Annotated in this window: 29 protein-coding genes; 13 read left to right on the top strand and 16 right to left on the bottom strand. The window is 57.9% G+C overall.

Going from position 1 to position 24753, the window contains the following annotated elements; translation table 11 throughout:
- The first annotated feature begins 38 nt into the window (after positions 1–38).
- The 6 genes from ugpC to HUS57_RS06250 all read left to right on the top strand — a co-directional run bounded on the left by ugpC (position 39) and on the right by HUS57_RS06250 (position 5890).
- On the top strand, positions 39–1184 hold the full coding sequence (ugpC, locus tag HUS57_RS06275) for a sn-glycerol-3-phosphate ABC transporter ATP-binding protein UgpC (protein ID WP_173932010.1): 1146 nt from the start codon (positions 39–41) through the stop codon (positions 1182–1184).
- Positions 1154–2002 carry a metallophosphoesterase gene (locus tag HUS57_RS06270; protein ID WP_173932009.1) on the top strand — a complete coding sequence of 283 codons (849 nt, stop codon included), beginning with the start codon at positions 1154–1156 and terminating at the stop codon, positions 2000–2002. The genes ugpC and HUS57_RS06270 overlap by 31 nt, the downstream gene beginning before the upstream one ends.
- A 29-nt stretch (positions 2003–2031) precedes the next feature.
- A complete protein-coding gene (locus HUS57_RS06265) occupies positions 2032–3330 on the top strand; it encodes an ABC transporter substrate-binding protein (RefSeq protein WP_173932008.1) in 1299 nt (432 codons plus the stop codon).
- A 61-nt stretch (positions 3331–3391) separates the two neighbouring features.
- Complete coding sequence (locus HUS57_RS06260; protein WP_173932007.1) at positions 3392–4318, top strand: sugar ABC transporter permease; 927 nt, start codon at positions 3392–3394, stop codon at positions 4316–4318.
- Complete coding sequence (locus tag HUS57_RS06255; protein ID WP_173932006.1) at positions 4308–5126, top strand: carbohydrate ABC transporter permease; 819 nt, start codon at positions 4308–4310, stop codon at positions 5124–5126. The genes HUS57_RS06260 and HUS57_RS06255 overlap by 11 nt, the downstream gene beginning before the upstream one ends.
- Positions 5126–5890: a tyrosine-protein phosphatase gene (locus HUS57_RS06250; protein ID WP_173932005.1), complete on the top strand. Its 765-nt coding sequence runs from the start codon at positions 5126–5128 to the stop codon at positions 5888–5890. Before HUS57_RS06255 ends, HUS57_RS06250 begins: the two co-directional genes overlap by 1 nt.
- 94 nt (positions 5891–5984) lie before the next feature.
- Here HUS57_RS06250 and thpD read toward each other — a convergent pair whose 3' ends face one another.
- From thpD to greA, 9 genes are all read right to left on the bottom strand, one after another.
- A complete protein-coding gene (gene thpD, locus HUS57_RS06245) occupies positions 5985–6917 on the bottom strand; it encodes an ectoine hydroxylase (RefSeq protein WP_173932004.1) in 933 nt (310 codons plus the stop codon).
- 41 nt (positions 6918–6958) lie between these two features.
- Positions 6959–7357, bottom strand: a complete 399-nt coding sequence (locus HUS57_RS06240; RefSeq protein ID WP_173932003.1) for an ectoine synthase — start codon at positions 7355–7357, stop codon at positions 6959–6961.
- A gap of 4 nt (positions 7358–7361) precedes the next feature.
- Positions 7362–8651 (bottom strand): diaminobutyrate--2-oxoglutarate transaminase, encoded by a 1290-nt coding sequence (ectB, locus tag HUS57_RS06235; protein WP_173932002.1) that lies wholly within the window; start codon positions 8649–8651, stop codon positions 7362–7364.
- A gap of 48 nt (positions 8652–8699) precedes the next feature.
- Positions 8700–9248 carry a diaminobutyrate acetyltransferase gene (gene ectA, locus HUS57_RS06230; RefSeq protein ID WP_173932001.1) on the bottom strand — a complete coding sequence of 183 codons (549 nt, stop codon included), beginning with the start codon at positions 9246–9248 and terminating at the stop codon, positions 8700–8702.
- 581 nt (positions 9249–9829) lie between these two features.
- Entirely contained in the window at positions 9830–10771 is a 942-nt protein-coding gene (locus HUS57_RS06225) for a polysaccharide pyruvyl transferase family protein (RefSeq protein WP_246727785.1), read from the bottom strand.
- Between the two features lie 799 nt (positions 10772–11570).
- Positions 11571–12182, bottom strand: a complete 612-nt coding sequence (locus HUS57_RS06215; RefSeq protein WP_173931998.1) for a glycosyltransferase family 29 protein — start codon at positions 12180–12182, stop codon at positions 11571–11573.
- Complete coding sequence (locus HUS57_RS06210) at positions 12179–12922, bottom strand: glycosyltransferase family 25 protein (RefSeq protein ID WP_173931997.1); 744 nt, start codon at positions 12920–12922, stop codon at positions 12179–12181. The genes HUS57_RS06215 and HUS57_RS06210 overlap by 4 nt, the downstream gene beginning before the upstream one ends.
- Entirely contained in the window at positions 12919–13965 is a 1047-nt protein-coding gene (locus HUS57_RS06205) for a glycosyltransferase family 4 protein (RefSeq protein WP_173932322.1), read from the bottom strand. Before HUS57_RS06205 ends, HUS57_RS06210 begins: the two co-directional genes overlap by 4 nt.
- 60 nt (positions 13966–14025) lie before the next feature.
- The gene (greA, locus tag HUS57_RS06200) at positions 14026–14499 is read right to left on the bottom strand and encodes a transcription elongation factor GreA (protein WP_173931996.1); all 474 of its coding nucleotides are present in this window, start codon (positions 14497–14499) and stop codon (positions 14026–14028) included.
- Positions 14500–14766: 267 nt separating this feature from the next.
- Between greA and HUS57_RS06195 the strand changes: the two genes are divergently transcribed.
- The gene (locus tag HUS57_RS06195; protein WP_173931995.1) at positions 14767–15558 is read left to right on the top strand and encodes an extensin family protein; all 792 of its coding nucleotides are present in this window, start codon (positions 14767–14769) and stop codon (positions 15556–15558) included.
- 84 nt (positions 15559–15642) lie between these two features.
- Positions 15643–16956, top strand: coding sequence for a hemolysin family protein (locus tag HUS57_RS06190; RefSeq protein WP_173931994.1), 1314 nt, complete (start codon positions 15643–15645; stop codon positions 16954–16956).
- An 82-nt stretch (positions 16957–17038) separates the two neighbouring features.
- Here HUS57_RS06190 and HUS57_RS06185 read toward each other — a convergent pair whose 3' ends face one another.
- Positions 17039–17626, bottom strand: coding sequence for an NAD(P)H-dependent oxidoreductase (locus HUS57_RS06185; protein ID WP_173931993.1), 588 nt, complete (start codon positions 17624–17626; stop codon positions 17039–17041).
- A gap of 78 nt (positions 17627–17704) precedes the next feature.
- Between HUS57_RS06185 and HUS57_RS06180 the strand changes: the two genes are divergently transcribed.
- Entirely contained in the window at positions 17705–18151 is a 447-nt protein-coding gene (locus tag HUS57_RS06180) for a helix-turn-helix domain-containing protein (RefSeq protein WP_173931992.1), read from the top strand.
- On the opposite strand, the gene HUS57_RS06175 is transcribed toward HUS57_RS06180, so the two are convergent.
- The 4 genes from HUS57_RS06175 to HUS57_RS06160 form a co-directional block, all read right to left on the bottom strand.
- Positions 18132–18524, bottom strand: a complete 393-nt coding sequence (locus HUS57_RS06175) for an acyl-CoA thioesterase (RefSeq protein WP_173931991.1) — start codon at positions 18522–18524, stop codon at positions 18132–18134. The two genes, HUS57_RS06180 and HUS57_RS06175, sit on opposite strands and share 20 nt — an antisense overlap.
- A 75-nt stretch (positions 18525–18599) precedes the next feature.
- On the bottom strand, positions 18600–19547 hold the full coding sequence (locus tag HUS57_RS06170; protein ID WP_173931990.1) for an NAD(P)-dependent oxidoreductase: 948 nt from the start codon (positions 19545–19547) through the stop codon (positions 18600–18602).
- On the bottom strand, positions 19544–20359 hold the full coding sequence (locus tag HUS57_RS06165) for a glycosyltransferase (protein WP_173931989.1): 816 nt from the start codon (positions 20357–20359) through the stop codon (positions 19544–19546). The genes HUS57_RS06170 and HUS57_RS06165 overlap by 4 nt, the downstream gene beginning before the upstream one ends.
- Positions 20360–20375: 16 nt before the next feature.
- Positions 20376–21596: an NAD-dependent epimerase/dehydratase family protein gene (locus HUS57_RS06160; RefSeq protein WP_173931988.1), complete on the bottom strand. Its 1221-nt coding sequence runs from the start codon at positions 21594–21596 to the stop codon at positions 20376–20378.
- 305 nt (positions 21597–21901) lie between these two features.
- Between HUS57_RS06160 and HUS57_RS06155 the strand changes: the two genes are divergently transcribed.
- The 3 genes from HUS57_RS06155 (at position 21902) to HUS57_RS06145 (ending at position 23356) form a co-directional block, all read left to right on the top strand.
- Positions 21902–22117 carry a hypothetical protein gene (locus HUS57_RS06155; protein WP_173931987.1) on the top strand — a complete coding sequence of 72 codons (216 nt, stop codon included), beginning with the start codon at positions 21902–21904 and terminating at the stop codon, positions 22115–22117.
- Between the two features lie 40 nt (positions 22118–22157).
- The gene (gene clpS, locus HUS57_RS06150) at positions 22158–22463 is read left to right on the top strand and encodes an ATP-dependent Clp protease adapter ClpS (RefSeq protein ID WP_173931986.1); all 306 of its coding nucleotides are present in this window, start codon (positions 22158–22160) and stop codon (positions 22461–22463) included.
- A 68-nt stretch (positions 22464–22531) separates the two neighbouring features.
- A complete protein-coding gene (locus HUS57_RS06145) occupies positions 22532–23356 on the top strand; it encodes an SIR2 family protein (RefSeq protein ID WP_173931985.1) in 825 nt (274 codons plus the stop codon).
- Positions 23357–23392: 36 nt separating this feature from the next.
- Here the strand turns inward: HUS57_RS06145 and HUS57_RS06140 are convergent, their stop codons facing one another.
- Both HUS57_RS06140 and HUS57_RS06135 read right to left on the bottom strand, forming a co-directional pair.
- Positions 23393–23893, bottom strand: a complete 501-nt coding sequence (locus HUS57_RS06140) for a DUF2165 domain-containing protein (protein WP_173931984.1) — start codon at positions 23891–23893, stop codon at positions 23393–23395.
- Between the two features lie 129 nt (positions 23894–24022).
- Positions 24023–24595, bottom strand: coding sequence for an NADPH-dependent FMN reductase (locus HUS57_RS06135; RefSeq protein ID WP_173931983.1), 573 nt, complete (start codon positions 24593–24595; stop codon positions 24023–24025).
- Between HUS57_RS06135 and HUS57_RS06130 the strand changes: the two genes are divergently transcribed.
- Positions 24594–24749: a hypothetical protein gene (locus tag HUS57_RS06130; protein WP_173931982.1), complete on the top strand. Its 156-nt coding sequence runs from the start codon at positions 24594–24596 to the stop codon at positions 24747–24749. The genes HUS57_RS06135 and HUS57_RS06130 overlap by 2 nt on opposite strands.
- Positions 24750–24753: the final 4 nt, after the last annotated feature.

Below are 24753 nucleotides of genomic sequence, written 5' to 3'. Positions count from 1 at the left end.
TTTCCCCGCCATCGCTGAACCGACAACGGGACGCAGTCATGGCATCGATAGACATTCGCTCTGTCCGGAAATTGTATGGCAAGACGCTTGCCGTTCGCGGCATCGACCTTTCGGTGGAGCCAGGCGAATTCGTCGTCATTCTCGGCCCTTCCGGCTGCGGCAAGTCCACGCTGCTGCGCATGATCGCCGGATTAGAGGACATCAGTTCCGGAGAGATCCTGATCGGCGGTGCCGTCGTCAATGACGTTGACCCGGCCAGACGCGGATGCGCCATGGTCTTCCAGAACTATGCTCTCTATCCGCATATGACCGTCGCGCAGAATATTGGCTATGCGCTCAAAGTTGCCGGCAACCCCCGCAAAGAACGTGACGAACGTGTGGAGCGCATTGCCAAAACGCTCGGTCTCGAACTCTATCTCGATCGCAAGCCGAACGAACTGTCCGGGGGCCAGCGCCAGCGTGTGGCGATGGGGCGGGCGATGGTCCGTCAGCCTAGCATCTTCCTTTTCGATGAGCCGCTTTCGAACCTTGATGCGAAGCTGCGCATCCAGATGCGACTAGAGATCAAAAGCCTTCACCGCGAATTGAAGACCACGAGCGTCTTCGTCACCCACGACCAGGTGGAGGCCATGACCTTGGCCGACAAGCTCGTGGTGATGAGGGACGGGAAAATCGAGCAGGTAGGTTCGCCGTCCGAAGTCTACCGGCGCCCCCAGAGCCAGTTCGTGGCAAGTTTCCTCGGCTCGCCCCCCATGAACTTCCTGCCTGCGGTTGTTAACGCGTCGGGACGCGCCTGTGTTGCCGGAGATATCGTGACATGGCCGGGTCAGATCTTTGACCTTCCGGAGAATACCCGCATCGAGGTTGCGTTCCGCCCGGCTGCGGCACAGCTTTCGCAGGATTTCGACGGGACAAATGTGCTGCCCTTCCATTACGAAATGGTCGAGGATCTTGGCAGCGAACTGCATCTTTACGGTAGCGTCGCAGGAACGAGGGTTGCTGTTGCCCTGCCTCAGGAAACAGCCATCCCTCCCCGCCCCCTCGGCATTACCGTTCCCACCGATGCCGTCCACGCCTTCATCAGCGAGAATGGACGCCGTGTTGAGCCGCGCCTTGAAAACACTCCCCCCAACCGAAGCCTCGGAGCCGAACAATGTCGCGAGACGTCACTTTCGTACATCTGACCGATCTTCATATCGGTGATCCCGCCCAAGATGATCATCTCTTCAGCGATACGGCGCAAACGCTTCGTGAGATCCTTGCGCAGGTGGCGTCCATCACGCCCAAGCCAAGCTTCATCGTCGCCAGCGGCGACCTGACGAACCGCGGCGATGCCGCCAGCTATAGGCTGCTGTGTGAGATCATGAATGGCACTGACCTGCCGGTCATTTATGCGATCGGCAATCACGACACCCGGGAAGGGTTCTACGCCGGCATGGACATCCACTCCGAAGCGCCGGATGCGCCATTCTACCATGATCGCGTCATTGATGGCATTCATGTCATCACGCTGGACTCAAGCACGCCAAACTACATCGGCGGCACCATCGAGGACGAGCAATTCGATTGGCTTGCCAATGTTCTTGATACCAAGACCGAGTTGCCAAAACTCATCGTATCGCACCATCCGCCAGCGCTCGGAGACGGCCCGGATCTGGCCCATTGGCGGCACATCGACCACGGTCATTCGATGCGCCTTGCACAGCTTCTCAAAGGCCGCAATATCGTCGGCATCCTTAGCGGCCATATCCACCATGACCGCGTGTCTAACTGGTATGGCATTCCCGTTGTCGTCGGAACCGGTCAGCATGCCGCCACCGATATTCTGCGCAACGACGTCCTGCGCATGGTGCGCGGCTCTTCCTTTGCGATCGGCACCATCCGCAAAAGCGGATTGACGGTGGCATTTGTGCCCCAGCCAGCCAACCGCGAAGAACTCAACGTCTACCCTCTCGAAATGCTCCTCCAACGTGCCGCCGCCGCTCCGGTCGCTGCCGAATAACTCTCACAGAACAACCAGGACCGATATCGATGAACCGCAGAAATTTCCTTGCCTTTTCAGCCTCAACCTGCCTGACGCTTTCGGCCGGGATCGGCTTTGCCGATGCCCAGATGGCGGATGTCATCACCCAGCCGGTAACGATTTCTTTCTATAACTACAACCTGGCATCAGCCGGCATTGGCCGTGAAGCGACCCTTGAGTTGATCGAGGCGTTCGAAAAAGCCAACCCGCTGATCAAGGTCGAGCCAATTGGCGCCCCTTCCAATGAAGTGCTCAGCCGCGTCCAGGCCGACATGGTTGCCGGGCAGGACGTTGACGTTGCCCAGCTTGTCTTCCGTGACCTGATCTATGCCGCCGAGCAGCTTGGTGCACAGCCGCTCGAAGACGTAGTTGGACAAGAACTTGCCGACCATGCCGGCGGTTTCGTCCCTTCCGGCCTTTCTCTTGGCGAGGTGGAAGGTAAAACCTATGGCCTTGCCTATGTCTTCTCGACGCCGATCATGTACATCAACCGCACATTGTTCGAGCAGGCCGGCCTTGATCCTGATCAGCCGCCCCGCACCTGGGAAGACGTGAAGGCGGCAGGCATTGCAATCGCAGAGAAGACCGGCAAGCACGGCTTCTTTCCGGGAGCATACGGTCCCGCCGACGGCACCTTCGTTTACCAGTCGATCGTGATGTCGAATGGCGGCAAGGTGCGCGACGGCAATACGCTGACCTTCGCCGAGAAGAATCAGGCTGACGCGGTTGCAATGCTGCGCGATCTGATCGATTCGGGTGCCCATGCGCGGATCGATGTCGGCGCGCATGTCGATACGTTCCAGTCGGGCAATCTCGGCATGTTCCTTTACACCTCTGCCGTGCTTAACCGTCTGGAGAGCGCCGCCGCTGGCAATTTCGAACTTGGGCTTGCTGCGATGCCGGCGTTTGGCGACAAGCCGACTGCACCGACAAATTCCGGCTCGGCAATCTTCATGTTCTCCCAGGACCCGGTAAAGCAGCGGGCGGCTTGGGAGCTGATGAAATTCCTTACCTCGGACGAGGCTTATACCATCATCACCACCAAGATTGGTTATCTTCCGCTGCGCCTTGGAACGTTGGACGATCCGCGCTACCTCAAGAACTGGATCGAAGCGAACCCCAAATATCGCGCCAACCTTGAGCAGCTTGAACGACTGACGCCCAACATCGCATTCGGCGGCCCGAACTACCGTCAGGTGGAAAACATGATGAAGGATGCCGTCACGGAAGCCGTCTTCGGTACCGGCGATGCGTATGAAATCCTGCGCGCCGCGCAGGAACGGGCCCAGCCGCTGATGCCAAGATAATCACTCATCAGCGCCGAAGTCATGTGCTTCGGCGCAAACTCTTCCAGGTGAGATAACAGACATGGCAGTTGCCCATACCTATGCACCGCCGCGGCGGCTGCCGCGCCTGAAGCTGAGGGCGTTTGAGCCTTGGCTCTATCTGGCGCCTGCAGTTACGGTACTCCTGATGTGGACCTATGTCCCGCTCCTGCAGGCGTTCGAACTTTCCTTCTACGAATGGAACATGCTGCCGCGCTCGCAGCCACGCTATGTCGGCCTCGATAATTACGTAAACCTTCTGACTCTTCCCGACATGAAGCGGGCTGTAGTAAACACCATCCTCTACACGACCGGGCTGCTGCCCCTTTCGGTAGGTGTCCCGCTTGTTATTGCAATTCTGACGTCCGATCTGCGCGGACCGATGCGTAATATCTATCGGGCGATCATTTTCGTGCCTATGATTGTTGCGCCTATCGTTGCTGCCATTGTCTGGCGCTGGTTGCTCAATGAAGACCACGGGCTCGTCAACGCCTTGCTTCAGCACGTTGGTTTTAATGCAATCGGCTTTCTGCGTGATCCGCAGATAGCGTTGTGGACATTGGTCTGGATCACCGGATGGAAACTGATCGGGTTCTCGACCCTTCTGTTCGCTGCTGCCGATAGTGCCATCAACCCGACCTATTTCGAAGCTGCACGCATGGACGGAGCCAGCCGCTGGCAGGTCCTGCGGGACATCCGTCTGCCGCTCCTGTCGCCAACCATTTTGCTTCTGACGATGATGACCTTCCTCTTCGGCGCCCAGTGGAGCTTCGTTTACATCAACGCGCTGACCGGCGGCGGACCTCTCGGCTCCACCACCAACGTCTATTATCTGATGTGGGAATACGGATTCATGACCATGTCAGCAGGCTGGAGCACAGCCGCCGGGATATTGGTGTTCACCGTCCTGGGCGTCGTTTCCCTCGGGTGTCTGGCTTCAATGAAGAGGCTTGCCGTCTATGACGACTAAATCACGGCCGCCCCATGTCGCAGCGCATGCAGTGATGTTGCTTTTATCTTTCATTGCGCTGTTCCCGGTCTACTGGATGTTCCAGACCTCGTTTCGCGCCAGCAACGAGATCTTCTCCAGCGCCCTTTGGCCAAATGCGCCGACGCTGGACAATTACCGCGCGGTGCTGGCGACGATGCCGATCCTCGGTATCCTGCAAAATACCTTCCTGATGGCCGCGACGACTACGTTAGCGCAGGTGGTGACCGGACTATTGGCTGCCTGGGCACTCGTCCGCTGGACCTTCCCTGGCGGGCGCATCGCCCACACGCTCATCGCACTGTCCTGGCTGGTTCCTTTCCAGGTGGTGATGATCCCAAACTACGTGCTCGCAACCAAAATGGGGCTGCTTGACAGTATCGCCGGTCTCGTCATTCCCAACGCTGCGGCAGCTTTTACAATGCTGGTCATCTACAACGCGATGCGTGGCTTCCCACGGGCGGTCATCGAGGCGGCGCGTATGGACGGCGCAGGCAGCTTGCGCACGCTGATGGGCGTGGTGGCGCCCAATATTCGCGCGCCCCTCGCTTCCGTGTCCATCCTGTGCTTCATCTCGGCCTGGAATGATTATTTCTGGCCGCTGCTTCTAATCCGCCGTGTAGAGAATTCTGTGGTTCAGATAGGTCTTCAGTTCTTCATGACCCAGGAAGGCAACGACTGGGGCTTGCTGATGGCCGCTGCCACGCTCGCATCGTTGCCGATCCTGCTCATTTACCTCGTCCTGCAACGGCAGGTCGTCGATTCCTTCATCAAATCCGGTGTTCGCTGATGCCATACACGCAAGAACGACATATTCGCCTGGAGGCAGCCTATAACGTTCGCGACCTTGGCGGCTATCCGACCGTCTGCGGGACGAAGACCCGTTGGCGTTCGCTGATGAGGGCGGATGCCTTGCATGAACTCACCGGAAAAGATGTTGAGAGATTGTTATCTCTGGGCTTGCGCACCGTCATTGATCTGCGCAACGAGAGCGAAGTTGCGGCGCAACCAAACGTGTTTGCCGGACACGGGAACGTCCGCTACCACCACATCTCGCTTTTCCACGGCCTCGCACCTGCGGAGCTCATGTTCCGCGCAAGAGGACCGATCGACCTTTCGGAGCGCTACATCGAGGCAATCGAGAATTGTGGTCCTGCGCTTGTGAGCGTTGCGCAGGCAATTGCTGAGGCAGAAGAAGGCATGGTGCTGTTCAACTGCACCGCCGGCAAGGACCGCACCGGGATTGTCGCCGCCATGATCCTTTCCGTCGCTAATGTCGACCCGGACCTTATTGCCGAGGACTATGCGCTGACCGGAGAAATTGCGGCTCCCCTCATGCAGCGCCTTAAGGAACGGGCGATTCAGCGGGGCCTTGAGGACGAGATGGCTGCACGGCTTTTATCATCCGAGCGGACGGCGATGAAGGCACTCCTGCACCATATGAACATCGCGCATGAAGGCTTTGGCAACTATCTGGGCCGGCAACTGGCGAACTTCGACATCATTACGCAACTCCAAAAGCGGATTTTGGCTCACCCAGCAGGCTTACATTAACAACGCGGAGAAGGATCGACATGTGACGAGCCTGCATGGGCACGCCGCGGCTAGCCGCGACGCGCATTCCTTCTTTGAAGAAGTACTATCGAATTCAGGTCAGTTTCCCGGATGCTATTTCGATGGCAACGGGTTCACCACGAACGGCCAGGAAATCAGGTCTCGGCTTTCTGGCAGCAAATGGCTCCTGAAGCTGGTTCGACATGGCGTTGAAGACGAAGAAGGCATTGGAACGGGCAAATGGCGTGATGTTGCCATTGGAACCATGCATGGTGTTGCAGTCGAACAGCACCAGCGTGCCCGCTTTTCCCGTCGCGACCTCGATACCATGCTCACTGGCCAGCTTTGTCAGCGCCTCATGAGAGGGAACACCCACTTCCTGTTTTTTCAGCGAGGATCTGTGGTTGTCCTCGGGCGTCTCGCCGGCGCAAGCGATGAAGTGCTTGTGCGAACCGGGCATGAGCATCAATGGACCGTTTAGCGCATCATTGTCTGTAAGAAGCAACGAGGCGGATATGGCACGCATGCGCGGCATGCCGTCCTCCGCATGCCAGGTTTCGAAATCTGAGTGCCAATAAAATTCCTTGCCCGTAAACCCCGGCTTATAATTGAGCCGCGACTGGTGGATATAGACATCATCGCCCAGCAGGAAGCGGGCAATGCCTGCGATGCGGCGGTCCCGCGACAGCCGATTGAATAGCGGGCTTTGCTCCGGCAGCCGGAAAACGGTGCGCACCTCGTCCGAACCGGGCTCCGTAATGACGCTGCCTTCTTGCAGCGTCCTTTCTCCACTGCGCAATGCGGTAGACTCAGCCATCAGTGCCTTTACTTCCTCTTCTGTAAAGAGGTCCTTCAGCACGATGAAGCCGTCACGGTCGAACTGGTCGGCCTGCTGGGCTGTCAGCGGAGCGTCGGGCCGCCACTGGCTCCACACGGTCTTGTCCTGGCGTGGCAGCCAGCGCTCCTCGGGCAGACGGCTCGGGTACGGGTCGTGCCGTTGCTCGGTAGTATCGGTAATTGCTGACATCTTTCTTCTCCTTTTTCTTTCGGTTTCCGGGGCGTGAAAGATCACGCCTCCTCGGCCTCAAGTGCGTAGGAGCCATCCTCCTGATGAACTTCCTTTCCGGTCACAGGAGGATTGAACACGCAGGCCATGATCATGGGCTTGTCCGCATCGCAGCGCAGGATGTGCTTGTCGTTTTTGTCGAGCGCGTAGACGATGCCGGGCCGGATCTGGTGCACCTTTCCTGTGGTGCACTCTTCGATCGAGCCGGTTCCATCGATGCAGTAAACGCATTCCACGTGGTTCTTGTAATGCATTGGCAGTTCTGCACCTGGATGGATGGTAGTGATATGGAACGAGAAACCCATGCCGTCTGACTTCAGAAGCAACCGGACGCTGTCCCAGCCTTTCGAAAAAACGTGCCGCTCGGTGTTCCTGGCTTCGTTCAGGTCGCGCACGATCATGATTTCACTCCGCTGCGATTTGAATTGATTGGACTACTTCGGCGAAAGCGCTCTCGAGAATGTCGAGGCCGCGAGCAAAGGTTTCTTCATCAATGGTGAGCGGTGCCAACACTTTCACCACCTCGTCATGGGCCCCCGACGTCTCTATGACGAGGCCCTCGCGGAAAGCGCGCGCACAGATTTCGCCGGCAAGCTTCCCGGAGCCGACATCGACGCCCAGCATCATGCCCCGGCCCTTGAGGCGCGCAGCCGGAAGATGCTCCGCGATTTCCTCAAGACGGGATTTCAGATAAGCCGCGCGTCCTCGCAAGCTTTCCTGAAATCCTGGATCTGCCCAGAACTTCTCAAGTGCTACCGTCGCAGTGACGAATGCATGGTTGTTGCCACGGAAGGTGCCATTGTGCTCGGCGGGGCCAAAGACGTCATATTGTGGCTTCACCAGCAGTGCAGCCAACGGCAAGCCGAAGCCAGAGAGCGATTTCGCCATGGTAATGATATCAGGCTCTATACCCATCTCCTCGAAAGAGAAGAATGTGCCGGTGCGGCCGCACCCTGCCTGAATGTCATCGACGATCAGTAGCGCGCCGTGTTCGCGTGCGATTCTTGCAATACGGCGCATCCATTGCTGGGATGCGGCGTTGAGGCCGCCCTCCCCTTGCACAGTCTCCAGGATAATGGCTGCCGGTGGTTCGATCCCGCTGGAGGGCTCCGCCAGCATCCGGTTCAGAAGATCGGCGGTATCGACCGACTTCCCGAGCGCGTTCTCAAACGGCATTCGCGTAACGCCCGACAGAGGCAATCCCGCGCCACCTCGATGATATCCATTCCCAGTTGCCGCCAGGGCGCCGAGAGTGACGCCATGGAAACCGTTGGTAAACGCGATCACGTTGGTTCGGCGAGTAATCTTGCGTGCAAGCTTGAGGGCGGCTTCAACAGCATTTGCGCCGGTCGGCCCCATGAACATGACCCTGTGATCCATATTCCGGGGCCGCAGGACGATCCGTTCGAAAGCTCCCAGAAACCGCGCCTTAGCGCTGGTGTGCATATCCAATCCGTGGGCTACTCCGTCGCCGGCGACATAGTCAAAGAGGGCAGCCTTCATATCCGGATCGTTGTGACCATAATTCAGCGACGAGCAGCCAGTGAGAAAATCGATATATTTCGTGCCGTCGCTTGCATACAGATGAGCACCCTGCGCCTTTTCGAATATGGCAGGAAAGCTGCGGCAGTAGCTCCGGGCAGCCGACTCACGCCGCTCGAATATGGCTTGATCGTCCGTAGATACGGTCGTCATGGTCTTCCTTTCGGATGATTGTGATTTAGACAGGCAGGCGACCGACCGTCAGGCCGCGCACAGCGCCCCTTGCGCAAGCGCGATGGTCACCATGTGTTCGGTGGCATGCTCGCCGCCAAAATGGCTGTCCCTATGGAAGTACGGTTCGCTTTTCAGTTCCGCCTCGCCGTAACGGCGGGCGAATGAAGCAAAAAACGCCCAGCTTGCTTCATTATCTGGCGTAATGGTGGTCTTGAGACGGCGTACTCCGCTGCATGCCTCACGCCCGATGAGCGATGAAAGCATCTTCCCGGCAAGGCCCCGACCTCGGACAATTGGATCGACCGCGACCTGCCAGACGAAGAGCGTGTCAGGCTCGCGTGGTATGAGATAGCCGGAAATCCAGCCAACGACGGCACTATCAGCAGAACGCTCGGCGATGATGGAGGTGTCGCAGAAATGATCGCACTGAAGCAGATTGCAGTAGAGCGAATTTTCGTCGAGAGGCTTGCAGGATCTGACCAGGCGCCAGACGGCCGCACCATCCTGCGCACGCGGGGCGCGAAAGAGGATTGCATCAGATCGGTTTCGGGCAAGTTCAATATTCCTGATGGGCATAACTCTCCCTTCCTGTCACGCCTAGATGTTACGACCATCGAAGGATATTGCAACAGGACGCTGTGAAAATTCTCGAAAAGCCCTATGCTAATTCCAAATAATATATTGATTTTAAAGGAGAATTTTAACTATATGACTAGATCAAAGATGTTAAGATATCAAAGGATATTATAATGCCGACAACCGTCTCAGCACTTACCAAACGATCCAAGCGGTAGGTGGCGGTTAGGCATTCGACCGCCTGCTTGAGGCGGCCAGCGATCCTGACCTAGGCGTCTGTCAACTGTGCAACATGCCATCCGCTCGCGGACACGTACTGCCAGCACCGGGACGCAAAGGGGCTGAAGACAAGCGCCCTCACCGTTCGCGGGGCATTTTCGGAACATGCGCCATGCGGTAGTTGATGCGCCGCCCTAACGATCCGGCTGCCACCTTCCGGCGCAAGGTATGGAGCGTTTCTTCGTCAACTCAAACAGCGGCGTCGCATAAACGCGCGTTACGAAACGATCGCGGCAACTCCACAACTTCCTCAAGATCGGGACCACCATGCTGTGGCTCAGATGCTTAAATCATCGCCAAAGTTAGTTTCTTATCGAGACTTCTGCCCGCGCTCCAGCGCGGGCGACCCTTGCAATTGCATCGAACATTTGTGCAGTTCCGGTACGCGCCCTTTCCAGAGCTGCTTTAATGTTCTCCCTCTCCTCGGCTGTGAAAACAGCCTGATCGGGCATCCTCAGGATGTCTTCGATCTCACTGGTTTTGATGACACGCCACTTTGCAATACCTAAATCTTTGATCAACGCTTCAATCTTCCAAGCATTGGAACTTATTGCACAAAATGGAGTTTTCGCGGCCACACAAAAACAGATGGCGTGAAATCTCCCGCTAACATGAAGATAAGACCGCGATATATATTCAGAAAACTCATGTTCATCCTGGCAAAAATAACTATTTTTTCTGCGAAGACGAAACATTTCCCTATGAAGCTTTGTATAAACCGTTCTAGCCCCTCTCAATATGAAGGGATACTTTGGCTTAGGCTCTTTAAGCGTGTTTATCACGGGAAGAAAAATAGCTTCCGGATGCCGATGGGAGAGCGTAATCAGATCGTGCCCGGTTCTGGGTAAAACTGACTCGCCGATCGTCAACAGGTCGCGTTTCGAAGAGTCTGCCTGAGGGAAAAAACCTTCTGACATCGACAGGTCTGGAATATACGAGACGTGCCGACCGCTAGCTTCTGATAATTCCGCAGCGCTCCAAGAATCGCGGGCCGATATCAACGCAAACTTTTCCAGATAGCGCGACCACTCCGCCGGGTTTTCCTGATATAAAGCGTTTATCAGGACGACCGGCTTCTCCTTTGCGACCGGATGATCGACAACGCGAAGCAAATGCTCACCCGGAGCCCTGCCATGGTGGCAGGTGCCTTCCCCGTTGATTACTATGACATCGGCGCTGCCGGCGGACTTCAGAAATCGAGCGTCATCCCACCATCGGCTGCCAACCCTACTGCGCGCAAACATCAATGCCACGCGTTTCCAAGTTGGCACCGATAATCCGCATCACGCGGTCGCAGCCGAAGTGCCAGCGGCTTCCCGTATCGTTCATCAACGCTGCTTTCAGCCGCATAATCTAAGTCTCGAATCTCTAGCTACGATCTCGGTTACAAACGTTCTTTCTTTTTTAAAGTCGTGAGGGGTTGTCTTGATTGTTTGGTTACCGGAAAGGGAACTGCTCTCATAAAAATCAAAACCAAACAGATCTATCGTCGTACACTCAGGTTGAACCAGAAGGTCGACAACCGCCAAGCCAGAGGACGGACGCTTGACCCCGGCACGAGCGGCCAAACTTGCTATATCCCTCCTTGGGTGGACATAGAGACTTAAACTTCTCACCATTGAAGAGCCATCTTGCGCCTTCGCTGCGACATCCAAAGTACTCTGGTACATCCCAGCTCCTCCACAATGAGGTTTCGACCGGGATCGCGACGGCAAGCCAGTCTGTACGCTTCCCATGGGAAGAATATGCAGGAATCGGAGCCCGGTTAAATCGGATCACGATGTCGTTCTTTTCGATCTCTGGTCCATATGATTGCAAAACAAGCGAGCGCGCGCTTCCTACGACCGAAACGGATTTTCCTGCCAATTCTTGGAGAAGCACTTCCTGCCTGTCGAGGCGTCCGCAAAGCGCCCGCCACCACAGCCGGACGAACATTTCGCCGCGGTCATGGAGCTTCCGTATGGCGTCAAGGAAGCTTCGGTTGGGATCCGCTTCAAGACCAGGCGCGGGGCTGCGGTAATCGTTGACCCGATTCCTCGGATTCTAGACGACCGTGAGCTGCCCTGATCTGGCTTTCTCCTCCACCCATTTTCTTTCCGCTCTCCAATCATGCCGCTTCCAGCCACACCAACCGAAGCCGTAGAGGCTGATTGGCCATTCCGTTCGCGGAAATTCCTTCATGGCGTACACGATCGCCAGGAAACCAGTGCTTGGAAAGGCTTGCCGCCTTTCTTCGGGCGCGATCCGCAGCTCGTCGCAGCACAGCTCGTAGAACGAGGTAGGCAAAATGGCCACTTCCTTGCCTTGCCCGCAAAATACCTCGATTGCCTTAGCCGTCCAATCCTCATGACGCCCTTTAAGACGAGACAGAAAATTGGGCTTCGGATGATAGCGGGCGATAACCTGGCGATCATAGGGCAGGATCACCTGCCTGCATCCCGCAACCGCCGGATGTGCCAGATAGGACGGATCAGAAAGGTGGGTCTGTGCGCTCTTTCCCGAGTTCATGAAAAAAAGTATGTCGGTGCGCGAACCTGCTTCCGGCCCGTGGGGCGGACGATTAAAGCGGATCACGCAGCCGCTGGAGTCGATGGCGGAAGCAGCTTCCGGATCTACGGGGCCATTGCCGACAATCGCCACCGTCTGTGGGTTCATGACGTTCCGGGCCGCGGCTTGCGTGCTCCAAGCGCCCGTGCGGAAAGCCGGTAACGCGCTCGCCGGAACTCCCGGCCGAGCCGCTCGGCCAGATCTGTTCCCTTTTTCTGGATGGTGCTTCCGCCAAGCTCGTCATCCACCTCGCGGATGCCGGAAGGCACAGCGCTCAGCATCCGAAGACCATGGAGCCAGTGCATCTGGATAGTCGTATCGACGGGCCTGTCGAAATGTTCGGTTACGGCGAGCAGCCGTTCGGCAGCGGCGCGGCTGACGAGCTGTGCCTGCATGCCAAGACCGGGAAAGGCCGGAGCAATCAGCCGGATGCCACCCTCCCCGATGACCGCCGGCCCTCTTTCCCGCCCGGACTGTTTCGGAAAGCGCACGACATCCGCGCGCAGCATATTGGAAAGGGCCAGCGAAAAGACGGCACCGAAAACGGGCTCAAGTTGCACGTCATCCTCCACCACAAGGCCGGCATCAAGATCGCGCTCGATGATCATCCGCCAGGCCTTGCGATGCGACAAAAAACAGGCGATCTCCGTATCGCGCAGCGGAAAGGGATAATGAGGGCGGTGAAGCTGTGGCCGATAGACCATGGCGCGCTCATGCTCGCCCAAGGACTGGGCATCGACCGCATCGACGACGGTAGCCGGTAGCGGCAGCCCGGCCTTCAAACGCTCAACCTGCGGAGCGCGACCGCTGGCACGGGCGAGATGTATGATGAATGCTTCCGCTCTCACGGCTGCCACCCCCAGAGTGACTCATAAACTTCCTGCAATGCCGCCGCCTCGCCCGGCAGGGCGAAATGGGCAACCACATGCGCGCGTGCGGAGGCACCTTCCTGCGACGCTCGCCAGGGTTCCAGCATATAAGGCTCTATGGCGCGGGCAAGAAGAGATGCATCGCCGGAAGGCACGATCTTTCCAGTTTGTCCCGGAACAATCATTTCCGGGTAGGCGCCGGCGTCGCTCGCCACTACCGCTTTTCCGCTTGCCATGGCCTCCAGCGGCGTGAGGCCAAAGCCCTCATTACGCGATGGCGCCACACAGAGACTGATGCGCTGGAACCAGGGCCGCACATCGGCAACCTCACCAAGGAAGAACACGCGGCCCTCAAGCCCAGCATTATGCACCTTCTTGCGGAGCTCCTCGGCAAAGGTGCGATTCTCGGCAGTCACGCGGCCCAGGACCACGGCGGTCCACTCCGGATAGCGGGGCAGGAGTTCGACCATGGCATCGATAAAGAGGTCGGTGCCTTTCTGGTGACGTACCCGTCCGAAACACCCTATTCCGTAGCGCCCTGGCAGCCCTGAAGCGCGCCATTCCGACTCAGCACCGCTGGCTGGATGAAATCGGTTCGTGTCGATGCCGTGCATGACCACCCGGTGCGGAACCTCAAGGAACGAACCGGATCGGGCGCTGGTGGCGACCACCGAATCCACTCGCCGTATGAGCCAGCGTGTGAAGGGCTTATGACGGCGCTGGGCAGCGGAGGTAAAAACGACCTTCACGGGAGCGCGCAGGATATCGCGCAGGACCAGCCCGGCCACCATCTCGACGTTGCGACGTGCGTGCCAAATGCGGAACGTTCGAGCTGCCGGCTTGCGCATGAGCAAGGGAACCTGCCACCACCGCATTTTCGGAAGGCCGGCGGGCAGTCCGGGACCGAGTGTGACAATGGGCACACCTTCCCTTGCCTGTAATGGCACGAGCTGAACGATGGTGCTTGTGACGCCGGAAAGGCGCCGCTTGAAATTCGGGGCAACAACCGCAACGCGCCGCATATCCGCGCATTCGGCCGCCACGCCCGCCCCGCCATGGGTCATCATGGGAGAACCCGCGGGCTACACGTACTCGACCCGCACCACCTCGTAGCCGCGGGAGCCGCCCGGGGCATTGACCTCGACCGAATCGCCAACCCCCTTGCCGATCAATGCCCGGGCTATAGGCGAGGAAATGGAAACGCGGCCGGATTTCACATCCGCTTCCTGATCACCGACAATCTGATAGGTCTTCTCTTCCTCGGTATCCTCGTCCAGAAGGACAACCGTGGCACCGAATTTGACGGTGTCGCCCGATAGCTTGGAGACGTCGATCACCTCGGCGCGCGCGATCAGATCCTCAAGCTCGCTGATGCGCCCCTCGTTCAGGCTCTGCGACTCCTTGGCAGCATGATATTCGGCATTTTCCGAAAGATCCCCGTGGGAGCGCGCCTCGGCTATCGCCTCGATGATGCGCGGACGCTCCTCCTGCTGGCGCCAGCGCAATTCCTCCTTGAGCGCATCATACCCGGCCAGGGTCATAGGGACCTTGTTCATACAACACCACCTTCCTGCTTCATGTGCCCGGTAAAGGACCTTCCGGCACACAAAAGAAAACGGTCCGGCAGCCGGAGCCAACGGAACCGCTTATTCGACTCCGCTGAAATATAGCAATCCCTATGGCTTTTTCACGTGAAATCTTGATCCGCTTATTTTTGCCCTGTCGCCACAGTTTCGCCGTTGGGATCAATGGCGGCGCTGAGCATTCCTTTACGTTTCTGCGCAAGACTTAACCCCTCACGGAAGCGGACGGGGTGGGTAAGCATGTTCAAGTTCGGCGGGGTGCTGCCATTTGGCACAGGCAAGGTTGCATTGGCCGCTATCGGATTTAGCCTCTTGCTGATTATTTCGGCCTGCTCCGTGGATTCCGTGCTGCGACCGGAGGTGGATGTGGGTGTCAAGACTGCCTCAGTCGCGGGAACAGGGCTGCGAAATGTCCTTCCTTCGTCTCCGATGACCACCGCCTATCCGCGTATCATGGTACCTCAACCTGGTCCCGGTGCCCAAATGCCTGCGGAGGAGGTGGCTTGTAGGCGGGAGCTGAAGCGGCTCGGCGTGGTCTATCGCGACCTTGCTTTGATCAATGATGGTGGCGAGTGCCGCATCGATTATCCGGTTGAGGTAAGCGGCCTGGCGGGCAGGATCACCATGCAACCCCCGGCAACTCTCACCTGCAACATGGCGGTAGCCGTGGCACAATGGACCAGAGCCGAACTTGCCCCAGCCGCCCGGACACGCTATCTTTCCGGCATCGATACCATTCGGCAAGGTTCAAGCTATTCCTGCCGCCGCATCCGAGGCACAAGTGTCGCTTCCGAGCACTCCAAGGGCAATGCGCTCGACATCATGAGCATAAGACTGAAGAATGGGCGCGAAATCGACGTGCGGAAGCCTGGATTCTTTGCTTTCCGCCAGAAAAGCCTCCTCAACAAGGTCCGTGCCCAAGGCTGCGGCTATTTCACTACCGTCCTGGGTCCCGGCTACGACGCCGACCACAAGGACCACTTCCATTTCGACATAAAGAACCGCCGCAACGGACACCGCGCGTGCCGCTAGTGTAAAACCAATGCTGCTGTGGCATAGGATGACGTGGGCCCACTTAACTAAGCGGCTCGTCACCTTTCGGGGGTATATCGTCTGATGCTGATCGTAGAGATCGGGATTTTGCTGCTTCTGGTTATCTTCAACGGTTTCATGGCCATGTCGGAACTGGCGGTCGTATCCGCCCGCCCCGCCCGGCTGAAGGCTCTCAAGGACAAGGAGACGGCCGGTGCAGCCCGGGCGCTGGAGCTTTCCGCCGATCCCGGCAGGTTCCTTTCCACCGTCCAGATCGGGATAACCCTAGTGGGTGTTCTTTCCGGCGCGTTTTCCGGCGCCACGATCGGGGTGCGGCTAGCCGGCTGGCTTACTGAGGCAGGGCTGCCCCCCTCTGTGGCGCATTCGGTCGGCGTTGGAATCGTCGTCACGCTGATCACCTACGTTTCGCTGATCATAGGCGAGCTTGTCCCCAAGCAATTGGCCCTTCGCCATTCCGAAGCCATCGCGGCGCGCGTGGCTCCCTTCATGTCGGCCCTGTCCAGCCTTGCCCTGCCCATTGTTTGGTTTCTCGACATTTCCGGACGGGCGGTGCTCACCCTTCTCGGGCAAAGCTCGGAGAGCCAGCGACGCGTCACGGATGAAGAAATCCGGGCACTGATCGCCGAGGCTGAGCATACAGGCACGATTGAGACTGCCGAGCACCATATGATCGCGCGCGTAATGCGGCTTGCCGACCGCAAGGCGCGGGCCATCATGACCCCGCGGGGCGAAGTAGACTGGCTAGATGTGACCGCAGACGCCGAGACGCTCATTCAACAGGCGCAGAAATCGCCGCATCAACGGCTGCCCGTCGGCGAAGGCTCTGTTGACAGCATCATTGGCGTGATCAAGACGCGCGATCTGCTCGCATCACAGCTTTCGGACACTGCTTATGATCCGCGAACGCTGGTTGAGGAAGCACCCATCGTGCACGATCTTGCCGATGCGCTTCACGTGCTGGAAGTGCTGAGGGAGGCGGATGTGCCCGTGGCGCTGGTACATGACGAGTACGGCGCCTTCGAAGGGATTATAACGCCAGCCGACATTCTGGAGGCCATTGCCGGCGTGTTCCGCTCCGATCTGGATGAAGGCGAAACCGATGTCGTGCAACGCGAAGACGGAAGCTGGCTGCTGCCGGGCATGATGCCCGCCGATGAAATGGCCGACCACCTCGGCCTGCAACTTCCAGGAAAACGCAACTACACCACCGTCGCGGGCTTTCTCCTTTCATACACACAGGAGCTGCCTGTAACGGGAACGGTCGTCGATATACTGGGCTGGCGTTTCGAGATTGTTGATCTGGACGGCCGGCGCATCGACCGAGTCATTGCGAGGAAGATCGATGAAACGGAAGAGCAGGAACCTGTCGGCAAATAACCGGGGCCATTAAATACATGCCGCCGAGCCGGCAAAAGCCGGCCCGGCTTCCCTTCGGAAGAGGGCGGGCTTTATGCTGCCTCTACTTTTTCCCGTCATCGTCCCGCGCAGCTTTGAGCGCGCGCACCCACCAGGCGAACTGGTCCAGCATGTCAGCAGCGCTCTTGTTCAGATGCTCGATCTGGGAGAGCATCTTCTCTCCGCTGTTAACGGCAAGAAAGTCAGGAAGCAGGATGTGGACCGCGTTGCGAATCGGCGCCATCTGCAACTCGACCGCATGGAGCCGTAGCTGCTCGACCGCTCGCGCGCCGCCCGTTCCGCCGTATCCTACAAAGGCGGCGGGCTTGTTGTTCCACTCGCGATAGGCGTAGTCCAGCGCGTTCTTGAGCACTGCCGTGGGCCCGCGATTGTACTCCGCTACAGTAAAAATGTAACCATCAAGCGAGGCGACCTTCTCCTGCCACGCGCGCACCACCTCGTTCGGCGAAGGACCATAGGCAGGCGATGCCAAGTCCTCGAAGAACGGCAGCGGATGGTCACGCAGGTCGACCAGTTCCACAGCAAAATCATCACGCTGGCTGGCAAGATCATATATCCAATTCGCGGGCTTTTCTGCAAACCGCCCCTCACGCGTCGATCCTATGACGATGCCAATGCGCGCTTTACTCATTTATCGAATCCTTCTTTAGGTATAGAATAGATACCGAGGAAATAATGGATACTGTGGCCTACGCAAGGAGGCACCTTAATGAAACCCGGTAACCTCGATGCGACCATTAGAGTTGAGGCCCCAACCAGAAGTGGCCGCTCAGAACGGCCGTATCAGGTCGATACGTGCCGGCCTATACACGAGATCCTCAAGCTCGTCGGCGACAAGTGGACGATACTCGTCGTCCACCATCTCGGCGGCGGCACCATGCGCTTCAGCGCGCTGAAGCGCGCAATTGACGGCATCTCGCAGAAGATGCTGACGACAACGTTGCGCAACCTTGAGCGGGATGGCTTTGTGACCCGCACCGTCCATCCGACAATCCCGCCGAAGGTCGAATATGAACTGACGGGTCTCGGGCACGGCCTGCTCGAACCGGTCAATGCGATGTCCGCCTGGGCGATAGAGAACCGGGAGCGGATCGAAGAGGCACGGCAGCGGTTCGACCGCCAGCAGGCAAGGCGATCTAGATCTCGGGCGGAATAGGAGTTGGCCGTCCTGCCTCATTGAGCGCAACCATGACGAAGTCAGCGCTGGTGACCATCTCCATGACTTCGGAAAGATAACGCTGCGCCCATGCCTCGACCTTCAGCACCATGGAGGTACGGCCAACGCGTTCCACCCGCGTGTACACGCACAAGGCGTCGCCGATCTTGACCGGTCTGGCGAATGCCATCTCCTTTACGGCCGCCGTCACGACTCTTCCACGGGCGCGCTCGGCTGCCCTCAGGCCGCTTGCAAGATCCATCTGCGCCATGACCCAGCCGCCGAAAATGTCGCCCGCGGCGTTCGCATCGCTAGGCATTGCCTGGGTTCGGAGAGTAAGCTCGCCCTGAGGGGCCGGATCCTGCCTAGTCATTAAAGCCTCTTATTCTTTTAAATTCAACCATTTAACCCTACAAAAAGAATCGTAACTTCAGCCATCTGATCTGGCTTATGAAGCAGGTGAAACATTTTGTGAAATGAGTTGTTCAATGACACTCTTGTCATACATCCTGCAAAGAGCGGCGATCGTCCTTTGAAGCAGCTCGAACCCGCCTGGCCGCCAACCAAGTGCGCGCAGCCTGTCGGTCCGCATCTGATTGATCGCGCTCCGGTTACCCGCCGCAGGCAGCGAGTGGCTTGCACCGCTCTTGCGCTTGAGAATGGCGAGGATCTCCCGCCGGTCGACAATGAGATCAGAAACGTTGAGAAGCGTTTCGTCGATAGTTCCTCGTTCCAGAACGAGCCTTACTGCATCGGCAACATCATCTCCGTGCACCTCCGTCCCCACCCGGGGATCAATTTGTTCTCCGGAAAGATAATCTGCAAAAAGACCGCTCCATTTATGCGGCAGACCAGCGCCTGCGGGCCCGTAAACCCCGGTCACGCGCAAGCTGATGCCTTGAAAGCCCGGTCCGCAAAGCCTCTCCAGCGCCTTTTCAGCTTCGAGCTTCACGATGCCGTAAAGCGTGTCCGGATGTGGCTCATCCGTCTCGGCCAACCATTCTCCAGGCGGACGCCGGCCATAGACGGCGCGACTGGACAAAAACACCGCTCGCTTGACACCCGCCGCCTTCGCTGCGCTGAAAAGCGCCACCGAGCCATCGATGTTCCTGCGCCGGAAGGCTTCCGGATCGCCTCCTTCCCCCCCGCGATATCGTCCCGGCACATGATCGAAGGCGCAATGCACGAAGAAATCCGCCCCCTCGAAAAGGCTGTGGGTGACTTCCTCGTCTCCTAAGGAGAACGGAACGTACCGCACGGGCGAGGAGAAAAAATTTTCCGGCGGCGCATTCCGACCGAGAACGACAACTCGATGCCCGGCATCCAGCAGGTTCTCCGCAATGAATCGGCCAACATAACCGGTACCGCCTGAAATTACGCTCCGTGGCGCCTTCACGCGTCATCCCCCGGATTCGGCAGCAAGGCAGGATCGGGAATATCCGCCCCATCATGATATGCTCGCCACAAATCGATAAGCGGCCTTAACGCTTCCGCTTTTGGATGATCTTTCTCCCATGGCTTCTCATATTGGAAATGGACGACCGACACCGAGCGCCAATCCCAAAGCTCCGGCAGGTTGAACCACACATATTGAAGCATGTTGAAGAAGACGGGCAGGCCATGCCAGTCTGGGAAGAATTCTTGCAAAAACGTCTGATCGGTGCGCCGCCAGAACGCCCCGGGCCTGTCAAGCTTTTCGACCATCGCCGTGAAAGTTTCCTGCGATGGCCGAGCGACGAAAACGCCTGAGTTCAGGCGGTGAAAATCGGCAAGGCTCTCATAGACGTTAGGAGCGGCGGAGAACTCGGGATAGGCAAACAGGCGGTCTATGTTGCGGATGACGATGGCATCCGCATCGATGAACACGACGCGCTCATATTCGGTAAGCTGCCACAGGCGCAGCTTGGCAAAATTGTCGAGCGGGGTATGAAACGCCGGCTTGTTGCCCTTGGTAAATGGCGCGTCCGCGTGCAGCCGCGCCCGCTGGTGCCGTTCGTTGAAGGCGGCGGAGGTAGGCAGAAGCTCCGCTTCCAACAAGCGCGCGCCAAGCGCCGCAAGCGGCTGCAACGCGCGCGCCTCCACGCCACCCGTGTGCATGACCACAATGTCCGCGCTGGTACCCGTCAGCTTGAGCGAACGGAGCAATGCCACTGCGCCCATGGCATAGTCGGCATTGGTGACGAGGGTAACATAGGCGTGCCTTTCCATGCGAAGCTGGGACGTCTTACCCGACCTTCTTGAGGCGGGTACCTTCCGGATCGCGCTCCACAGTGGCCGCGAGGTCCTTTGTCCAGGCAGAAACGGAGGGAATTCGACTTCTGTCGACGCGATAGGCAAACTTCTTTGCCACATCGACTATCTCGCTCAGCAGTCCTTCCGCGAGCGTGGTAGGCTCCAGACCGAGCGCCAGGAATTGCTCGTTATTTGCTACCAGATCGTTTTCCGGCGCCTCTTTGCGAGGATTGGGAAGATAGGCGATATCCGCTCCCGTTATCCGTGCAATAAGCTCGGCAAGATCGCGCACGCGGTGCGTCTCGGTCATCTGATTGAAGATTTTGACCCGGTCGCCGCTCTTAGGCGGATTAGCAAGCGCAAGCTCGATGCAGCGTACCGAGTCGCGGATGTGGATGAAGGCGCGCGTCTGCCCTCCCGTTCCGTGCACGGTTATCGGGTAGCCGATGGCCGCCTGGATGAGAAAGCGGTTCAGCACTGTGCCGTAATCGCCATCATAGTCGAAGCGGTTGACGAGTTGCGGATGCAGCTTCGTCTCAGGCGTATGCGTGCCCCACACGATTCCCTGATGCAGGTCGGTGATCCGCAGCCCGTCATTCTTGGCGTAGAACTGGAACAGGAGCTGATCGAGGCACTTTGTCATGTGATAGATGGAGCCCGGATTTGTGGGATAGAGGATTTCCTGGCTCACCGTCTCTCCCGAAAGCGTCTCCACACCGACCGTCAGATAACCTTCCGGGATCGCCGCGCCAATGTTGGAGTAACCATAGACACCCATAGTGCCGAGATGGACCAGGTGGGCACCCACTCCGGTTTCCACCATTGCATTCAGAAGATTGTGGGTGGCATTGACGTTGTTGTTGATCGTGTAATTCTTGTGCCGGTCGCTCTTCATGGAGTATGGGGCAGCACGTTGCTCGGCAAAATGCACGATCGCATCCGGCCGGTGCTCTGCCAGCCAGCGCTTCAGGATCTCGTAATCCCGCGCAAGATCAATCAAGTGAAAGTGGATGCGGCGGCCCGTCTCCTGATGCCAGATGCGGGTTCGCTCCTGAATTGAGTCCATCGGAGTCAAAGATTGAACGCCAAGCTCCGTGTCAATCCACCGGCGCGAGAGATTGTCGATGATGTGGACATCATGGCCCTTCGCGGAAAGATGGAGGGACGTTGGCCAGCCAACAAAACCGTCGCCGCCGAGAACAGCAATCTTCATGGGAATCGATCCTTGTTTCAACGGGAGAACTGCTATCCGTCGATTATGACGGCAATTCTATGCCCTTCTCAGGAATAAGGAAAGGCGCACAGCGTTCCTCTTAGTAAGTAGAAAACACCAAAATTTCAGGCGCTCCTGAAAGGCTGGGATAGAATCCCATTTCCTCTTGACGACCAAAAAGCGAATCAAAAAACCCTTCATCTGGACGGGATTATCGTGCATGATAACGCCACAGTCGTTCCCGCTATCGCGGGAGGCGTTGCGCGGGAGGGTAGTCGCACGCCATACAGGGAAGGATCAGGAAAATGCTTCCATCCGGAATGGCCGAAGCCGGTGTCTATGATGCTGAGGACATGATGGAAATCCGCAATGCGGTGGAGGCTGTCTGCGCAGAGCTCGGCATTGATCGTGCCGATCAGCCTAGCCGTGAGCGGATCGCGACCCATGTGATGCGATCCTGGGTGCTTGGCCGCCGCACCCCGTTGGGGCTCGTTCAGGCGGGTCTCGATGGCGCGGCATAAGATAGCGGCACGAAACTCAAGATAACATGGCTGGGTGACCATGAGCGTTCCAGCCCTCAAGGTACGCGACAAGACGAAACTTGGAACCGAACGGCCGCGGCTGCACAAGGTTATTCTTGTCAATGATGACTACACACCACGCGAATTCGTGGTGGCTGTCCTGAAGGCGGAGTTCCGCATGAATCAGGATCAGGCATATCGCGTGATGATGACGGCTCACCGACGCGGCACATGTGTCGTATCCGTCTATCCGAAAGATGTCGCCGAGACGAAAGCTAGCCGGGCGACCGAGGCTGGGCGGAAGGCCGGCTATCCACTGCAATTCACAAGCGAGCCGGAAGAGTAGGCGAGGCTTCCTTCCCACCGGAACGCAGGCTCCGCTCCACCGTTATTGCGGAACGGAGATCATGCTGCATGCCAAACCCGATGGAAAGTCTCGCCGAGGCGGTACGGCAGAGGAACGCGATCCTTTTCGTGGGTGCAGGGGTTTCGATGAGCGTCGGGCTGCCATCGTGGGACAGGCTCACCCGGCATATGGAAGAGGAACTGCGCATCCCGGTCGAGAGTACCGGAAAGCCCCGCTACAGTTATCAGACGCTGGCCGAATATTACCGGCTGAAGCAGGGAAGTCTCGGCCCGCTCAGAAGCTGGATGGACCGGAACTGGAGTGTTTCGAGGGAAAGGGTGAAGCGCTCTGTCCTTCACCGCCTGATCGTGGAACTCGACTTCCCGATCATCTACACGACCAACTATGACCGCAATCTGGAAGTAGCGTTCGAGATCCACGGACGCGAGTTCGTGAAGGTGGCCAATGCGCGGGACGTGAGCCGCATAAGGCCGGACGCTACGCAGATCGTCAAATATCACGGCGATTTCGACGAGGATGCGTCTCTGGTGCTGACGGAGACGGATTATTTCAATCGGCTCTCCTTCGATTCACCGCTCGACATGAAGTTCCGTGCCGATGCGCTGGGACGAACCATCCTCTTCATCGGCTACAGCATTTCCGACATGAACATAAGGCTTCTTCTTCACCGGCTGTGGCAGACTTGGCGCGATTCCGGCTATGAGCAGGACCGGCCGCCCTCGTTCGTCTTCATGCCACGCCGCAACCCGGTCGAGGAGGCGGTGCTGGCACGTTGGGGAATTTCGGCGCTTAGCGAGGAGGGCAACAACCCGCAGGAGGCGCTCGGCAATTTCCTGAAGCGGCTGGCCGCCATAGCGACACAGAAGGAGTGAACGGGCAGGCAGGCGCGATGCAGCTGCCTTTCCTGCCTATCTGGCCAGTTCCTCATCCGGCATTGCGACGAAGATCAGGACGGCAATGATGGTGATAAAGAAGCGGAAGGCCGATTCGATGCCATTCCAGGTGCTCGACATCCACATGCCGAACCATTCGCCCCCGATGGACATGAAGCCGACCTGCCAGACAAGGAACCCGAGCGCAAGACCGGCAATCGCCCAAGATTTTGACCGGTTGAACAGGCGTGCATCGGCGCTGATCTGCCCCAGCATGTGGAAGGCGCCCACCCAGCACAGAATTGCGGTCAACGTTTCACAAGCAATGATGAAGACATAGGCGATATGATGCAGCACCGGACTATGGATGGCCCTATAGGTGATCGTTGCATCCGGGAAGATCGTGTCCATCATCAGTACGTGCTCGACGAAGGCGAAATTGGTGCCGTAATCCGTGATGTTGCCGAATGAAACGAGCGTCGCAAAAAAGGCTATCGCCGCCACGAAGGCGGTCTTGCTCAAACGCGTGATCAGCATGGCTTGCCCCCTGTCCGGTCGCGGATGTAACCGCTCACTCTTTAATGTGACTCCAGCCAGGTTAATGCCAACTTACAGCGTTCCCGCGCGCAGCCGCGAGAAAGTCACAGACTTGGCTGTCAAATCCGCTCAATTGGGCCGCGGATAGACCGACAGGACGCGCCCGATAAAACCCCGGAACTCGGCCATAAAGCTCCGCAAAAACTCCCGGGTGGATTCCACGCTCACATCGCCGTCATCGGAGATCAGGCCCGGCGTGAAGTGGATGTACGCCTCGACAGCATTCATCATCGGAGAATTGCAGAAGCTCAGTATCGCTTTCAGATGCTGCTGCCCGACGGCGGTGCCGATAGAGCCCGGCGAAGCACCGATGATAGCCGAGGGCTTTCTTGTGAAGGAATTCTGACCATAAGGGCGGCTGGCCCAATCGATCGCGTTCTTCAGACCGCCAGGCAAGGAGCGGTTGTACTCAGGCGTGACAAAGAGAACGGCATCGACCTCCGCGATCGCTTGCTTGAACTCCCTCGCTATCGGGGGATAGTCGGCATCATAGTCGTAGCTATATAGAGGCAGATCGCGAAACGGGATTTCCGTCATCTCCAGCTCTTCGGGTGCCAAGCGAACGAGAGCGTTCGCCAGTTTGCGATTGATGGATTCCGTCGCAAGACTGCCTACGAAATACCCTACCTTGAAATCGGACATGAAAGCCTCCGGCGTGTTCCTGAGCCATTTCAGCGCCGAGGCGGCGAATCGTCACCCGAGAAACGGTTCCGCTGCCATTGTTGCTGACGAGAAAGGAACCCCAATCCTGCAAATCAGTTCCATGAAGGACGAGGTCGGCCAAAAAACATCGTAAATAA

It is taken from the genome of Chelativorans sp. Marseille-P2723 (assembly GCF_902809845.1).
In the GTDB taxonomy this organism is placed as follows: Bacteria; Pseudomonadota; Alphaproteobacteria; order Rhizobiales; family Rhizobiaceae; genus Chelativorans.
This window is presented reverse-complemented; position numbering and strand designations above follow the sequence as displayed.

Bases quoted from the DNA above. Each gene is read 5' to 3' on its own strand.
- HUS57_RS06250 (WP_173932005.1), top strand. From the start codon at position 5,126: ATGCCATACACGCAAGAACGACATATTCGCCTGGAGGCAGCCTATAAC.
- HUS57_RS06140 (WP_173931984.1), bottom strand. From the start codon at position 23,893: ATGCTGATCACGCGTTTGAGCAAGACCGCCTTCGTGGCGGCGATAGCC.
- HUS57_RS06130 (WP_173931982.1), top strand. From the start codon at position 24,594: ATGAAAGCCTCCGGCGTGTTCCTGAGCCATTTCAGCGCCGAGGCGGCG.
- ectB (WP_173932002.1), bottom strand. From the start codon at position 8,651: ATGACGACCGTATCTACGGACGATCAAGCCATATTCGAGCGGCGTGAG.
- HUS57_RS06190 (WP_173931994.1), top strand. From the start codon at position 15,643: ATGCTGATCGTAGAGATCGGGATTTTGCTGCTTCTGGTTATCTTCAAC.
- HUS57_RS06260 (WP_173932007.1), top strand. From the start codon at position 3,392: ATGGCAGTTGCCCATACCTATGCACCGCCGCGGCGGCTGCCGCGCCTG.
- HUS57_RS06175 (WP_173931991.1), bottom strand. From the start codon at position 18,524: ATGACTAGGCAGGATCCGGCCCCTCAGGGCGAGCTTACTCTCCGAACC.
- HUS57_RS06225 (WP_246727785.1), bottom strand. From the start codon at position 10,771: ATGTTTGCGCGCAGTAGGGTTGGCAGCCGATGGTGGGATGACGCTCGA.
- greA (WP_173931996.1), bottom strand. From the start codon at position 14,499: ATGAACAAGGTCCCTATGACCCTGGCCGGGTATGATGCGCTCAAGGAG.
- HUS57_RS06145 (WP_173931985.1), top strand. From the start codon at position 22,532: ATGCCAAACCCGATGGAAAGTCTCGCCGAGGCGGTACGGCAGAGGAAC.
- clpS (WP_173931986.1), top strand. From the start codon at position 22,158: ATGAGCGTTCCAGCCCTCAAGGTACGCGACAAGACGAAACTTGGAACC.
- HUS57_RS06155 (WP_173931987.1), top strand. From the start codon at position 21,902: ATGCTTCCATCCGGAATGGCCGAAGCCGGTGTCTATGATGCTGAGGAC.
- HUS57_RS06255 (WP_173932006.1), top strand. From the start codon at position 4,308: ATGACGACTAAATCACGGCCGCCCCATGTCGCAGCGCATGCAGTGATG.
- HUS57_RS06135 (WP_173931983.1), bottom strand. From the start codon at position 24,595: ATGTCCGATTTCAAGGTAGGGTATTTCGTAGGCAGTCTTGCGACGGAA.
- HUS57_RS06165 (WP_173931989.1), bottom strand. From the start codon at position 20,359: ATGGAAAGGCACGCCTATGTTACCCTCGTCACCAATGCCGACTATGCC.
- HUS57_RS06270 (WP_173932009.1), top strand. From the start codon at position 1,154: ATGTCGCGAGACGTCACTTTCGTACATCTGACCGATCTTCATATCGGT.
- ugpC (WP_173932010.1), top strand. From the start codon at position 39: ATGGCATCGATAGACATTCGCTCTGTCCGGAAATTGTATGGCAAGACG.
- HUS57_RS06195 (WP_173931995.1), top strand. From the start codon at position 14,767: ATGTTCAAGTTCGGCGGGGTGCTGCCATTTGGCACAGGCAAGGTTGCA.
- HUS57_RS06265 (WP_173932008.1), top strand. From the start codon at position 2,032: ATGAACCGCAGAAATTTCCTTGCCTTTTCAGCCTCAACCTGCCTGACG.
- HUS57_RS06160 (WP_173931988.1), bottom strand. From the start codon at position 21,596: ATGAAGATTGCTGTTCTCGGCGGCGACGGTTTTGTTGGCTGGCCAACG.
- thpD (WP_173932004.1), bottom strand. From the start codon at position 6,917: ATGTCAGCAATTACCGATACTACCGAGCAACGGCACGACCCGTACCCG.
- HUS57_RS06180 (WP_173931992.1), top strand. From the start codon at position 17,705: ATGAAACCCGGTAACCTCGATGCGACCATTAGAGTTGAGGCCCCAACC.
- ectA (WP_173932001.1), bottom strand. From the start codon at position 9,248: ATGCCCATCAGGAATATTGAACTTGCCCGAAACCGATCTGATGCAATC.
- HUS57_RS06240 (WP_173932003.1), bottom strand. From the start codon at position 7,357: ATGATCGTGCGCGACCTGAACGAAGCCAGGAACACCGAGCGGCACGTT.
- HUS57_RS06185 (WP_173931993.1), bottom strand. From the start codon at position 17,626: ATGAGTAAAGCGCGCATTGGCATCGTCATAGGATCGACGCGTGAGGGG.
- HUS57_RS06205 (WP_173932322.1), bottom strand. From the start codon at position 13,965: ATGCGGCGCGTTGCGGTTGTTGCCCCGAATTTCAAGCGGCGCCTTTCC.
- HUS57_RS06215 (WP_173931998.1), bottom strand. From the start codon at position 12,182: ATGAACCCACAGACGGTGGCGATTGTCGGCAATGGCCCCGTAGATCCG.